Source organism: Paenibacillus sp. SORGH_AS_0306, assembly GCF_030819345.1.
GTDB lineage: Bacteria > Bacillota > Bacilli > Paenibacillales > Paenibacillaceae > Saccharibacillus > Saccharibacillus kyungheensis.
Window position 1 is genome coordinate 5,062,429 of record NZ_JAUTBP010000001.1, and the last position, 14,445, is coordinate 5,076,873.

Sequence of the window (14,445 nt, forward strand, 5' to 3'; positions counted from 1 at the left end):
TTACAACCTCATTCCCATCCGGCTTTTGTAACGGGTGATCAACACTTGACAGTCCACGCTCATAATACCAGGCATATTGTATAATTTGTCTTTAAGAAACGATTCCATTTCTTGATTGTCCATAAATAATCCATGCATATGCAATTTGCTCGGACCTGTCATATGATAAAGACTGGTTACAAAAGGTTCTTCTGCTAATTGATCAGCCGTTTCTTGTAGATGTTTGGGCTCTACTTCTACATTAAAAAAGGCAGAAACCGTAATCCCAATTTTGGCAGGATTAATCACAGCAGTGAATCGTTCGATCACTTCATTTTCGATTAACGCATTAATTCGTGCTTGCACAGCTACACGAGATAACCCAATATCTTTAGCAAGATCGGTATAAGAGATGCGACCATTTTTATTCAAAATCGTAATGATTTTGCGATCGATCTCATCAATATCAACCGGTTGATTATCGGATGTAGAACGGTGGTGGTTCATAAATAAGTGTGCCTCCTTGTATGTAATATCTATCGTTTATTTTATTTCATTTTGATCAAAAAATAACTCTTTCATTTACGATATGTTTAAATATATAATGATTAAAAATCGTTTTCAACATAAAAATCAAAATTCACTTACACAAAGCTTACGCGGTGATGTAGTGATATACAGAAATGTTATCGGTAGGAGGAATAGATATGGGATCAACATGGAATGCCTTTATGAATGAACAATTGACGATGACTTCATCTTCGCCTCTAGCGGTACAAGGGCCATTATCGGGATGGACGTTCGGAGTCAAAGATGTATTTGCACTTGCAGGTCATACTTCTAGCGCAGGTAATCCAGATTGGTTACGTACTCATTCACCTGCAACGCAGACTGCATCGGCGATCCAGCGATTGCTCGAAGCAGGAGCTATGCTTCAAGGAACGACTCATACCGATGAGTTGATGTATAGTTTGAATGGACAAAATATACATTATGGCACTCCTACGAATCCACAAGCGACAGATCGTATTCCAGGAGGATCATCGAGCGGTTCTGCTGTAGCAGTAGCAGCTGGACTGCGAGATTTCGCTATCGGCACAGATACAGGGGGTTCGGTGCGTATTCCTTCGTCGTATTGTGGTATTTATGGAATGCGACCTACGCATGGTCTGGTTCCTATTGATGGAGTGATTCCACTTGCACCGGGGTTTGATACAGTGGGATGGATGGCTAATTCTGCCGATGTGTTATTAGAAGTCGGCAAAGTATTGATCCATGATTCAGAAGAAGAGGCAGAGCAGTCTGCATTTGATCATATTTATTTTCCAGAAGAAGCATGGGCTCTGGCAGAACCGGAGACACGTGAGGCTTTGCAAAAATCGTTGGAGCAGATCACCTATCATATGACAAGCACTAACGGTCGCACATCATGGACAGAAATTGCTCCTGAAGGATTATCTGCATGGATGACCGCTTTCCGCACGATTCAAGCGCTAGAGATCTGGCAAGAACATGAAGAATGGATTCAAACAGCACAGCCTGTATTTGGCAAAGATATAGCAGATCGGTTTGATTGGGCTTCGACTTTGCGTGCAGAAGAGAATCAACATTCATTTGCTCTCAAACAGCAAGTTAGTGAGCGTCTGCATCAATTATTAGATACTCATCAATTACTTGTTTTGCCAACAGCGACAAGTTCAGCCCCTTCATTGGATATTCAAGGAGAAGCGAATGAACGTCGTCGTTCTCAAACGATGCAATTATCGTGTATTGCTGGTCTATCCGGTCTGCCACAGATCACTATTCCTGTAGCTACTTTACAAGGAGCACCTATAGGCTTATCTATTATTGCAGGCAAAGGTCAAGATATCCGTTTACTACAATGGGTCAAAGACTGGACAGGCACGCTACAAAAATAACTGAATATAGTATAAGCTCTACATCAAAAATCCTTAGATCCTACAAAAGATTTTGGATGAGAGCTTATTTGATTTTACTAAAGTAAAGAGCCAATTTCATACTATTTAACATATGTTGACAAGCTGTTAGTATATCTATTACAATAACAATGAATTATATAGATAGTTACTAAATATTACTTAATTCAAAAATGAAATTATGTTAGTTGATATGTTTTATAACCCCCCATCCAAAAGGAGAATACACCCATGTCTAATGCAATTAAGCCAGAAACTATTCAGGTTATTGAGCAACGCCATTCTGTAAAATCGTACGAAAAAGGATACCAAATTCCACAAGAAGATATAGATACGATTATGCAAGCTGCTAATGATGCTCCTTCTGCTTGGAACCTACAACACTGGAAATTCCTTGTGATTGATGATCAAGCGAAAAAACAAGAATTGTTGCCAATCGCTTACAACCAATCTCAAGTAGCAGATAGTTCTTTTGTAGTTGCTATTCTAGGTGATCTAGAAGCGAACAAAAATGCAGGAACAATCTATGATGGAGCTGTTGAAGCAGGCGCAATGACTCAAGAAATTCGTGATTCATTAGTAGGTCAAATTAATGGAGCTTATCAAAGTGCAGAAGTAGCACGTGATAGCGCGAATATCAATTCTTCTTTTGCAGCGATGAACTTAATGCTTGCAGCAAAAGCACTTGGTTATGACACTTGTGCTATGGGTGGATTCGATAAAAATAAATTTGTAGAACATTTCAATGTACCGGCTCGTTATATTCCTACCATCTTAATCAGTGTAGGTAAAGCAGCTAAACCTGCTTATGCTTCTGGACGTTTTGATTTAAGTGAAGCTATTATCAAAAACTCATTCTAAATTAAAAAAAATCCTATTTATATGTTCTGCCTGGCGATTGATTGCCAGGCTTTTTCTATATTTATCAATTAAATATCCAAATAGCGTTAAATTTGGCTCGCTACTGTGAACTTTTTGGCGCTATATGTCGAAATATAAGAGAGGGCATAAAAGAAATGTAATAGGATGTGAAAGTAAATCTTATGGCGATTGACTTAATTAACAATTTAACATTAACATCAACCTTTTTATTTTTAGGCAATTTGCTTTTAAATAAAATTCGTAATAAATTTGAAAATCGTAAACGACTGTTTATCAGTCTAGCAGGTATAACATATGGATTATTTGGTCTGGTTCTTATTTTATGGGGATTTCATTTACCTGAAAGTCATATACTGATTGACTTGAGAGCACTTGCAGTTATTGGAGCTGTCTATACGGTAGGTAGTGTAGCCGGTCTGATTGCAGCTCTGATTATTATCTCAGGTCGCGTTTTGTTTTTTGAGTATGGTAATATAGACGTATTAGTTGTAGGAGCAAGTATTGTTATGATTGCCTGGATTTTATCTTCCTTTTTGCTTAAAGGAGATTATCGGGTATCTTTGAGCCGCTGGTTGATCATTATTTGTTGCTCGATGATTTTGCCTTCTATTTTGTTTTATTTTACATTACAGACCCGTATATTCTGGCAATTTATTACGATTTTAATTGTATTTTTGGTAGGCGGATTATTTACGTATATTATTCTTGTGTATCTCACACGTTCCAATCATTTATTTGTACTACTCAAAGAGTTGGCTAATCGCGATCATCTAACAGGATTGCATAATCCTCGTGCTTTTGAAGCTTTATTTGAAGAAACGCTGAATTATGCCAAATCCCATCAAAAAAATATGTCGTTATTGATGCTAGATATCGATCATTTCAAAGCGATTAACGATACGTACGGGCATAGTAGTGGAGATGCGGTATTGTCTCAAATCGGAGAATTGCTTCAAGATTTTGTACGCTCCGGGGATGTCTGCGCTCGTAAAGGTGGCGAAGAGTTTATTATTATTTTGAACTCATGCACTCGTGATCATGCTATTCATATCGCTGAAAAGTTGCGTGTTTTGATCGAACAAAATGAATTTGTATTGCCGAATAATCGTTTATTAGCAATTACCGTCTCTATCGGTGTAGCTACTTTTCCAGATACAAAGTCTAATCTGATGCTCGATAAAGTGGATGAAGCTTTATATGAAGCGAAGCATCAAGGACGTAACAGAATATATGCTGTTTGAGAACGGACTAGAATGGTTGGATATAAGAAGCAGTGACTTTTATGATTTATATACCATAAGGAGGTGAACCAGAGTTCTTATTGAAGGCTCTGGGCTATTTATGAAAATTGCAGATCATATCGAAATGTTAGAAATTAAAGTACCGATGGGTGAACATGAAATGGTGATTCATCCTGTCGTTATCTATGCAGACAATCAAGCTGTATTGTTTGATACTGGAGTGCCTGGTTGTTACGACAAGATTATTGAGCAGATCGATCCAGCTTATCCTGTTCAATCGGTGATTTTGACTCATGATGATCTCGATCATATTGGAAGTTTTCCACAATTTTTAGAAGCTGCTTCAGGTACGTTAGATGTGTATACTCATGCGCAAAATGTAGGGGCTATTAACGGTACAGAACCTTTTTCCAAAGCGAATCCTGAACGAATTAATTCTATGTTAGAACAATTTCCAGAATCGATCCAAAAATCGTTTCGTAGCGTATTTTCAACCGATACACCTGAAAATGTGAACCATGTATTACAAGGAAATGAAGTTCTGCCTTTTGGTGAAGGACTACAAGTAATACATACACCGGGACATACGCCAGGGCATACTAGCTTTTATGATATCGCTAGTAAAACACTTATCGCTGCAGATGCTCTGATTGTAGAAAATGGTGAATTACATGGTCCAAATCCATCATTTACGTTAGATATGGAACAAGCGACAAATTCTTTGCGAGCTTTTCAGAAGCTTCCGATCGAAGCGATCGTTTGTTATCATGGTGGATTGTTTAAAGGAGATATTCAACAACGACTTAACGAGTTAGTGAATCCTTCGTGATTAAGCCCAAGCCGTGGATCAGATGGTTGTATACACTGGCACTTGCTTTGATCGGTGGATTGTTATTCAAAGTGGCTCATTTACCTATTCCATGGTTACTAGGACCGATGATTATTATTTTCATCGGTTCTAAATTATGGCCTTCGATGCCACCGCTATGGCCGGGAGCAGCACGTAATGCAGGTATGATTATTGTCGGTTATTCGATTGGATTATCATTGACTGCGGCAACTTTGCAACAGATTGGCGGACAATTGCCTTCTATGATCGGCTTGACTACATTGCTGATTTTGTTTGCTTTGCTTACAGCGTATATCATTTTCAAAATTTCTGGTGTTTCTTTTCCTACTGTCTTGTTAGGAAGTATTCCAGGTGGCTTGACCCAGATGGTAGTTCTAGCCGAAGAAGTGAAAGGAATCGATATCACAGTCGTTACTTTTCTTCAGGTTTCTCGCTTAATGATGATTATTATTTTTGTGCCATTATTGATATTTAGCCCTATTTTCGGTGTGGATATGGAGATGGTGACACAGGCGTTAGAACATTCAACAGCCAGTTGGAATGGGCTGTTTCCCAATATCTTTTTATTTGCTATAGCATGTACAGGTATGGCGCTACTCGGGAAAAAGATTCATTTTCCAACCGCCTTTATTTTGTTACCGATGATCACTACTGCGATGATTCAATTTGCTGGTATCTCTGCACCAGTGTTACCGTCTGTGATGTTAGATATCGCTCAATTATTGATCGGTAGTTCTATCGGTCTTATGCTCAAGCCTGAACTGTTAACCAACAAAATACAGATGATTGGTCTAGCAATCGGCAGTGGGATTGTGCTGTTGCTATTTGCATGCATACTTGCTTTTATATTGATGAAATGGCATCACGTATCTCCAGCTACAGCAATGTTGAGTATGGCGCCGGGCGGTATGGATCAGATGAGTATTATTGCACATGAAGTAGGTGCGGATATCGCGACCGTAAGCTGTTATCAGTTATTTCGAACATTGTTTATTTTTCTTGCTGTACCACCGTTATTGAAGCTGATTTTCCGGCGAATTGCTAGATAAATGATTCAATCCCTTCTCGGGGTCGTTATAAGATAGAGGAAGTCTTTATCCAGTTGATGATCTGAAAGGGGATATAATCATGTCTGTTTTTGAAAATGAAGTCTGGTTCTATATCGGTACGTATGCAAGTGAAGAAGAAGTAGGTATTCAGACCGCAGTAATGAATACAGATACAGGTGAATTGCGTCTGGTGGGTGGGATCAAAGGTATTGAAAATCCTTCGTATCTTGCATTATCGACAGATAGCACTGCATTATATGCCGCTAGTGAAAAAGACGAAGGTGAAATTTTAACGTATACAATCAATCCAGAGACGCGTGAACTTCATTTGTTAGATCGCAAGTCTACAGGTGGAGGCGCTCCTTGTTATGTGCAATTGACTCCAGATGGTAAGCATTTAGTAGCATCGAATTATACAGGTGCTAATGTTAATGTGTTTGCTGTAGGGGATCAAGGCGCTTTGGCTGAAATGACAGGTGAAGTCAAACATACCGGAAGTGGCACTAATCCAGATCGTCAAGATGCGCCACATCCACATTCTGCTGTTGCTTCTTTGGATAATCATCATGTGTATGTATCTGATCTAGGGTTGGATAAGGTATTTACATATCGGTTAGAAGATAATGGGACATTAACAGAAGAAGGGGCTACTGAGCTATCCGCGGAATCAGGTCCCCGTCATTTAATTTTCCATCCTAACGGACAATTAGCTTATGGAATCAATGAGCTGAATAGTACTGTAACAGCATATGGTCGTAATCCGGAAGATGGTCAATTAGAGATTATTGGTCATGTATCGACATTGCCAGAAGACTTTACAGGTGAAAATACAGGCGGAGATATTCGTATCTCTCCATGTGGACGCTTTGTCTATGCTTCAAATCGTGGGCATAACAGTCTGGTGCATTATAATATCGATGAAATGTCCGGTGCATTAACACCTATCGAATGGGTACCTGTCAAAGGGGAAACGCCGCGTAATGTTGCTGTTGTACCGGGTGGATATATTCTCGTCAGCAATCAGGATAGCAACAATATTGTACAATTTGCGATTGAAGCGGATACAGGTAAATTGTTGATCACAGGCAATGAATTAACACTGAGTCGTCCAGTATGTGTAATGGCTGAACAACCAGAACCTGGTGTACAATAAACGATTGATTGATACTACGCCATCACTAGCAAGCAATACGCTATAAATCATACTTTATAATAAAAAACACTTCAGTATAAGCAGACTGTATCTGCTCTATAACTGAAGTGTTTTTGCTTGCGATAACAATCTTATTCGTATTCGCCTACAAAAGGACGTTCTTTGCGCTTGGGTTCCCGGGTAAAACGGAATCCGGTCACAAAAATAAGAATCTGGGCAATCAGTAGATAAGGAGCGGCTTGAAGACTGAATATATGTATAAAGCATAATCCGCTAATCAACAAAGCTAACCAAATAAATACCAGTCTGCGCGCATTTTCACGAAAATCAGCCGTAATAACAGCATACAGTACAATCAAAGCTCCTGTGCAAGAGATAAAGCGCAAAATAGCAAATAATGCTACAGAAGAAGGTTGTACAGACATAGCGGTAGATAGATCATGCCATAGATTCCATAGTAATAATGATTCTGCAATAATAACGATAAAAGGGATAGCTGGTCGAATTGTTAGCCATAACAATAATCCCCAACGTGGATGTTCACCACGAGCAAGTACCATTTTGCGCTCACGAGTTAAGCGGCGAATATCACTATCTAACGTACGATAAAGTAACACCAGACTTTTGCGATCTCGTTCTTCCATATACTGATCAATTCGCTCTAACAATTCATCAGAAGCATACGTAGCGGCTTTGCAAGCCAGTACACTTTCAGCAGGAACAGGGAAAGCAGTTTGATTTGTATGAGCACTATGATTTTTGTTCATAATAGCTGGATAGACTTCTCCGGCTGCCCGGGTTAATCGATCGAGACTATTTTGAATCCGGCGCATACGTTCATCATCTCTATATTTACGTTGCTTGGCTGTAAATCCATACACAACTGCAAAAGCCAACAGTCCTATCATCCCGACCATATATAATCCGAGAGCATGAGAACGCAGTAACATAGACCAATCCAACAGATTCACTCCTTTAGCTATCATCCGTACTTGTATATATCGTTTTTTGTGCGTACATCTTATCCTTAACCAAAATGGTTATTACAGAATAAGTGTCCTGACAATAATTCTTTGTACAACAGAGTAACTTTCTTTTAGAAGTATAACTCTTTGATGTATACTATAGTATATAAGTGCTTGAAATAAGATGCTTTTTGAAGTGTAGTGCTGGTTTTATTTTTCACAAAAATCATTCTTATATAGATGAGTCTCATATAACTTGATCAAATGATTATAAAAAGATAAAGAAGGGGTGTACATGTATGGCATATAATAGCCGTTTTGCTGTGGCTATTCACACATTGTCATTATTGGATGCAAGTGATGGACGTATCACTTCAGAATGGATTGCTTCAAGTGTGAATACCAATCCTGTTGTGATCCGGCGGATGATTAGTCAATTAGCCAAAGCAGGTATTGTTCGTACTCAGCCAGGAGTAGCTGGAGCGCAAATGACACGTCCTGCGTCTGAAATTACCTTGTTGGATATTTATCGTGCAGCGCAAAATGATGCCAAAGATGAGCTGTTTGCTATTCACGAGAATCCGAATCCCAATTGCGATATTGGACGTAATATTCAAGCAGAACTTGAAAGCGTATTTCAACGGGCACAGCGAGCTATGGAACATGAGCTAGAAAAGATTACACTCAAGCAGGTGACAACTGATTTGCAGGAAATGGAACAGGTTCGTCAAGCGATCCAGAACTAATACTGAATCATCATCGGCTGAGTCGGGTATGTAAAAGAAAAGACCGCTCATGACGGAAAGGATGGAACCACAAATGAAAATAGCTATTATTGGCGCAACCGGAACGATCGGACAACGCCTTGTACAAGAAGGACTACGACGTAAATATGAGATCACAGCAGCTACTCGTGATTCTTCCAAAATCGATAAAAATACAGAACGTCTACAAGGTATAAGTTTAAATGTACTTGATCCAATTAGTGTAGAAGCGGTTGTCTCAGGACATGATGTAGTAATCAACGCGTATGGCCCTCAATTTGGAAATGAAGGCGAACTAACAGAAGCAGCGAGTGCTATTGTAGAAGGGATGAAAAGAGCAGGAGTACAGCGTCTTCTAGTCGTTGGTGGTGCAGGAAGTCTGGAAGTAGAACCGGGTGTGCGCTTGATGGATACACCTGATTTTCCAGCAGAAATTAGACCACTGGCACAAGCTCATGTCGATGCTTACGAAATTTATAGCCAGAGCGATCTGGATTGGACGTATATCAGTCCGGCAAGTTGGATCGAACCGGGCAAACGGACAGGTAATTTCCGTATCGGAACCAATCGCCTGATCACAGATGATGATGGAGCAAGTCGCATCTCGGTAGAAGATTATGCAGCAGCTTTATTTGATGAAGTGGCTGATCCATTATTTACACGCACTCGTTTTACAGTCGCATATTAAAAGGTATAGAGCTGTTGCTATACTTGATCAAAACACCGTCTAGGTAGGCGGTGTTTTTGTTATGCGCTAAATGCGGTTAATACATAGTAAATAGATTGTAAAAGTAAATCAACAAAGCCAAACGTCATCACGTTGAGCTATAGAGGAGCGAATAGATAATGTATATTGTGACCGCACAAGAAATGCGTGATTTGGATCAACATACGATTCAGAAATTAGGAATACCTGCTTTATCTCTGATGGAGAGTGCTGGCAAAGCTATCGCTGAAGAAGTGATTCATTGGAATAATACTTCCAAGCAAGAACAAGCGGATATCCCTTTTGGCAAAAGTCTATCAAAAGTAGGACAGATTCGTAACGACCATACATGGAACGTTCAAGACCATAAGCAACACTGGCTTATTCTTGTCGGCAAAGGAAACAATGGAGGCGATGGATTAGTCGTTGCTCGCTATCTTCAAGATGCGGGTATTCAAGTGACTGTGCTATATGCTCAAGATCCGGCAGAATTAACAGGTGATGCAGCGACCCAGCGTGATGCAGCGCAATATTCTGGTATTGTATCGGATATCTGGAGTGAACAATGGGAGACTGAATCCCGTTGGCAAGGGTATACAGGAATTGTGGATGCGCTTTTGGGTACAGGGAGTCAAGGAGAACCACGTGCACCGTATGATGCGATCATCCATGCGGCGAATTGTAGCGGTAAGCCAATCATTGCAGCAGATATTCCAAGTGGGCTAAATGCAGATACAGGCGAAGTAGCAGATACCTGTATTCAAGCATCATTAACTGTAAGCCTTGCTTTTCTCAAACGTGGATTAGTGCAATACCCGGGAGCAGGAGTAGCAGGCGATGTCGTTGTGCGTAATATTGGTATTCCTCGGTTTACTGCTCAAACGCTAGCGGTGGATACTCATTTGGTCACAGAGCAAGTGTTGGAGGATGTTTTGGAAGTCGATCCTGAACGTGCTCGAGCAGTAGATGGACATAAAGGAACCTACGGACATGTACTTATTATAGGTGGCAGTATGAATATGAGTGGTGCAGGCTTACTTGCATCCCGAGCCGCATTACGTATCGGTAGCGGACTGGTGACATGGGCGCTTCCGCAAGCATTGTTACCCCATATTGCAGGGCATGTACCTGAGTTAATGCTTGCTCCTGCGGTAGACGGAGCAGAAGGCAAATGGGAATATAAAAGCGCAACATCGATTTTAACATTGGCAGAAAAATGTGATGTATTAGCGATAGGACCAGGACTAGGTCGATTTGAACAGGATGGAGCATGGTTGCAGACGCTATGGGAGCAAACCGACCAACCGCTTGTGTTAGATGCAGATGGTCTGAATATGATTGCTGAAGCAGATGGATTATCTACATGGCAACAGCGAAAAGCCGATACTGTCCTAACTCCACATCCGGGAGAGATGGCTAGATTAGCAGGCATCTCTACACCGGAAGTACAGCGTGACCGAATCGGCATTGCTCGTGAATTTGCAATGAAGCATCATATTACGTTAGTGCTCAAAGGCGCTAGAACGGTTATTGCTTCACCAGAAGGACAAGTATTCGTAAATACTACCGGACACCCGGGAATGGCTACAGGCGGTTCTGGAGATGCATTAACAGGTATCATCGTAGGATTACTAGCTCAAGGATTAAACGGCATACAAGCCGCCACATTTGGTGTGCATTTACATGGTCATGCTGGTGAAGTTGCCGCGTATCAACGTACAGGTAATCCTGCATCTTTACTTGCAGGTGATCTTATCGAGTCGTTGTAAGACCGAATGTATGATTCAAGCAATGAATATCCAATAGTGAAATATGCGTGTAGTCTTCTTCTACACAACGTGTAATCCAAGGGTATGTAGACGTAGCTATCCATAGATGTTGAGGATATGTTGCGATTCTGCATACTCGATCTACATATAAGCCTAAGATAGCTTGATTATGCTGGCGTAAAATTAAAATGCGTGCTGTAGCTGATGTTTGTGCACGTTCATTAGTATGGTTGGTTGCCTGATTGGTCTGCAAACGAACCACAGGCAATGTATTTCCATACCAACTAATTGTTCCTAATACTTGCGGATCGGATTGTGGGGTAGGGGTAAATAACTCAAAACGGATAATTTCCTGTACCCCATGAATAGGCAGAGCGATCCGTTGATTATCAGCCATACATTCAATATATTGGTCGGACGATCTGATCATAAGTAGGACCTCCAATTTTTTTGTTATTTACCGACTAACCTACATTACAAATTAAATTTTAAACGTATTGACAGATGAATGAAGTTGATCTGCCAAATGAGCCAGTGTCTGCGAAGAAGAAGCTGTTTGTTCACAAGCAGATGCTACTTCTTCTGTAGCGGCTGCAATTTCATTAACAGAATGCATTACATCGACAGATTGAGCACTTTGTTGTTCACTAGCTGCGGCAATACCATTGATTTTGAGTGAAGAATCACTGACACGATGCACAATATCTTCAAAAGCGTTGCTCGTTAATACAGAGTGTTCTGCATTGCTATTTACCGCTTCAATACTGTGTTTCATATTGGTCTGCATAGAGCGAATAATGCCTGTAATTTCTTTAGTCGCAGCGCTACTGCGTTCTGCTAGCTTACGTACTTCATCAGCGACTACAGCGAAGCCAAGACCTTGTTCACCGGCACGAGCGGCTTCTATCGCTGCATTGAGAGCAAGCAGATTAGTCTGATCCGCAATTTCATCAATCACTTCGATAATATCGCCGATACGAGTAGAATCATTTTCAAGTTTGGACATTTGCTGAGTCACTTCTTGAATCGCTTGTGTACCTTGATCCACAATTTGACCACCATGTTGTGCTTTTTCTACGGTAGTATTAGAAAGTTCAGCCGCTTGTTCTGCACTGCGAGCCACATCATCAATAGCTATAGACATATCTTTAAACAATTGAGCGATCGATTGAGCTGATTGCGATTGATTAGCACTGCTTCCAGCAATTTCTTCTGTACTTGCCGAAATTTCTTCCGAAGTAGCCGCTACACTTTGAGCAGATTCAATAATATCTGCAATCAGACCATTTAGACGGTTAGTCATATCATTAGCAGCAATCGCTAATTGTCCGATTTCATCTTTACCAGTCAGGTTGGATTGTTCACGTAGATCACCGGCTGCTACTTGTTTAAGCAAGCGACTAATCTGTTTTAATGGCACACTGATCATCCGAGAAATGATCGTTCCTAATAAAATACAGAATAAGAACGCCACAACAATCCATAAAGTCGTCCAGAACTTAGCACTTGCAAAAACAGCTTTGGCATTATTGTTAGCAGCACTTGCAGTTTGTTCATTGATTTGGTTCAGTTTGGCAATACTATCATACATATCTGTACCTGCCGGAACGACACTATTTTGAACATACGTCTGAAATTCGGCTGGCGTTGAGTTCTCTGCTAGATTCACAGCTTGGCTGTAGACATCGTTATAATTTGCCCAGAATTTATTGAAGTTTTGCAATTCGTTTCTTTCTTGATCAGATAACGGGGTGTTGCTGTACTGGGACATGTTTTGTTGAACAGCGGTAATAAGGTCAGGAATAGAATCTACAACTTTTTTCTTCGCAACATCATCTGCGGTTAGAGCAATATCTCGTGAAGCGACACGCATTTTTTGCAAAGACAACTCGGCAGCAGATAAGGCTTGCATGGATACTAGATTGTTATTGTACAAACCGTTTACACTTTCATTCATCCGATTCTGATTATTCAAACCATACAAACCGATAGCCGCTACAATTAATGCCACTAAGATAAAAGCAGCAATTAATTTAGTAAATGTTTGAAAATTAGCACCTATTCTCATTTTATCCACTCCATATCGATATGTAATTTGATTATCAATTACATCGATCAAATTTTAAAAGCAGCTTATTTTCGTATTTATGCAAAATAAGCGTTTATACTTACTATGTCGTCTTATAAATTACAATTATTAATACTATTTTTCAATTTTTTGTAAATAAATTATGTAAATAAGTGGATAACAATTCAATTGTAAAAAATACATCGTCCAAAATATCTACATCTATTTGCTGGCTGTAGAGGCTATAAACCTTGTCTATAAAGGCTTTTTTCAAAATAGCGATTTATAAATACCACAATCTTGTGCAGGACTGCTTTTGCCAGTCTATACATTTTCTGAAATATCTGCGTGACCCATTTCTATCGTTGTAGCATCTATACAAAAAAAGCGCCTGTAGATCATCGAAATAAGATACATTTCGAGATTCAACAGACGCTTTCTTGATATATTATTTATTCAGCATCACGTTCAGTAGAGGAAGTATTCGCTTTTTTTCGGCGAGCACTTAACCACTTCCAACCGATCCATGCCGCTAGAACAACAAGAATCACAATCGCTACAGGTGTTAAATATTGAGAAGCGAGTGGACCTACTTCTTCCCAGCGCGGGCCTAACTTATAGCCTAGATATACATACAGACTGGTGATCGGTAACATAGCCGCAAATGTATAAATACTGAATTTCCAGACATTCATATTTGCCATCCCGCAAGGAATCGATACTGCGGTACGTACACCGGGAATAAATCTGCCGAAGAAGGCTACGCCACTACCATACTTTTCAAAAAACTGTTCGGCTTTGACGATTTCTTTTTCCCGAACTAAAAAGTATTTACCGAAGCGCAGAACTAGCGGTCTGCCTCCATAACGACCCAGTGCATATAATGTTAATGGACCGGTTACACCACCGATCGTACCTGCTAGAATCACCAGAATCATATTGAAATCACCTTCATATATCCAGAAGCCGGTGAGTGGAAGAACCAACTCTGCCGGGATGAATTCGAACGTCAGGGCTAATGCAATGCCAACATAGCCCAGACTTTTGAATCCTTCGATCAGACCTATTAACCATTCATGCAT

Annotated in this window: 14 protein-coding genes; 9 read left to right on the top strand and 5 right to left on the bottom strand. The window is 40.2% G+C overall.

Features of this window, described 5'->3' with window-relative positions; genetic code table 11:
* Positions 1-486 (bottom strand): chromate efflux transcriptional regulator ChrS, encoded by a 486-nt coding sequence (chrS, locus tag QE450_RS22490; protein ID WP_273614641.1) that lies wholly within the window; start codon positions 484-486, stop codon positions 1-3.
* Positions 487-686: 200 nt separating this feature from the next.
* Here chrS and QE450_RS22495 point away from each other — a divergent pair, with 200 nt between their 5' ends.
* From QE450_RS22495 to QE450_RS22520, 6 genes are all read left to right on the top strand, one after another.
* Entirely contained in the window at positions 687-1,898 is a 1,212-nt protein-coding gene (locus QE450_RS22495; protein WP_307302255.1) for an amidase, read from the top strand.
* Positions 1,899-2,147: 249 nt separating this feature from the next.
* The gene (locus QE450_RS22500) at positions 2,148-2,777 is read left to right on the top strand and encodes a nitroreductase family protein (protein WP_273614643.1); all 630 of its coding nucleotides are present in this window, start codon (positions 2,148-2,150) and stop codon (positions 2,775-2,777) included.
* 182 nt (positions 2,778-2,959) lie between these two features.
* On the top strand, positions 2,960-4,039 hold the full coding sequence (locus tag QE450_RS22505; RefSeq protein WP_307302259.1) for a GGDEF domain-containing protein: 1,080 nt from the start codon (positions 2,960-2,962) through the stop codon (positions 4,037-4,039).
* 100 nt (positions 4,040-4,139) lie between these two features.
* Entirely contained in the window at positions 4,140-4,868 is a 729-nt protein-coding gene (locus QE450_RS22510; protein WP_307302261.1) for an MBL fold metallo-hydrolase, read from the top strand.
* Positions 4,865-5,938: an AbrB family transcriptional regulator gene (locus QE450_RS22515; RefSeq protein ID WP_307302263.1), complete on the top strand. Its 1,074-nt coding sequence runs from the start codon at positions 4,865-4,867 to the stop codon at positions 5,936-5,938. The genes QE450_RS22510 and QE450_RS22515 overlap by 4 nt, the downstream gene beginning before the upstream one ends.
* Before the next feature lie 79 nt (positions 5,939-6,017).
* Positions 6,018-7,091, top strand: a complete 1,074-nt coding sequence (locus tag QE450_RS22520; RefSeq protein WP_307302265.1) for a lactonase family protein — start codon at positions 6,018-6,020, stop codon at positions 7,089-7,091.
* Positions 7,092-7,222: 131 nt separating this feature from the next.
* Here QE450_RS22520 and QE450_RS22525 read toward each other — a convergent pair whose 3' ends face one another.
* The gene (locus QE450_RS22525) at positions 7,223-8,053 is read right to left on the bottom strand and encodes a hypothetical protein (RefSeq protein ID WP_273614648.1); all 831 of its coding nucleotides are present in this window, start codon (positions 8,051-8,053) and stop codon (positions 7,223-7,225) included.
* Between the two features lie 302 nt (positions 8,054-8,355).
* On the opposite strand from QE450_RS22525, the gene QE450_RS22530 reads away from it, so the two are divergent.
* From QE450_RS22530 to QE450_RS22540, 3 genes are all read left to right on the top strand, one after another.
* Positions 8,356-8,802, top strand: a complete 447-nt coding sequence (locus QE450_RS22530) for an Rrf2 family transcriptional regulator (RefSeq protein WP_307302267.1) — start codon at positions 8,356-8,358, stop codon at positions 8,800-8,802.
* 73 nt (positions 8,803-8,875) lie between these two features.
* Positions 8,876-9,508, top strand: a complete 633-nt coding sequence (locus tag QE450_RS22535; RefSeq protein WP_273614650.1) for an NAD(P)-dependent oxidoreductase — start codon at positions 8,876-8,878, stop codon at positions 9,506-9,508.
* Between the two features lie 158 nt (positions 9,509-9,666).
* A complete protein-coding gene (locus QE450_RS22540; RefSeq protein ID WP_307302270.1) occupies positions 9,667-11,295 on the top strand; it encodes an NAD(P)H-hydrate dehydratase in 1,629 nt (542 codons plus the stop codon).
* Here QE450_RS22540 and QE450_RS22545 read toward each other — a convergent pair.
* The 3 genes from QE450_RS22545 to QE450_RS22555 form a co-directional block, all read right to left on the bottom strand.
* Entirely contained in the window at positions 11,279-11,725 is a 447-nt protein-coding gene (locus QE450_RS22545; RefSeq protein ID WP_274171126.1) for a chemotaxis protein CheW, read from the bottom strand. The two genes, QE450_RS22540 and QE450_RS22545, sit on opposite strands and share 17 nt — an antisense overlap.
* Before the next feature lie 51 nt (positions 11,726-11,776).
* Complete coding sequence (locus QE450_RS22550) at positions 11,777-13,363, bottom strand: methyl-accepting chemotaxis protein (protein WP_307302273.1); 1,587 nt, start codon at positions 13,361-13,363, stop codon at positions 11,777-11,779.
* 452 nt (positions 13,364-13,815) lie between these two features.
* Positions 13,816-14,445 (bottom strand): DedA family protein, encoded by a 630-nt coding sequence (locus tag QE450_RS22555; RefSeq protein WP_273614654.1) that lies wholly within the window; start codon positions 14,443-14,445, stop codon positions 13,816-13,818.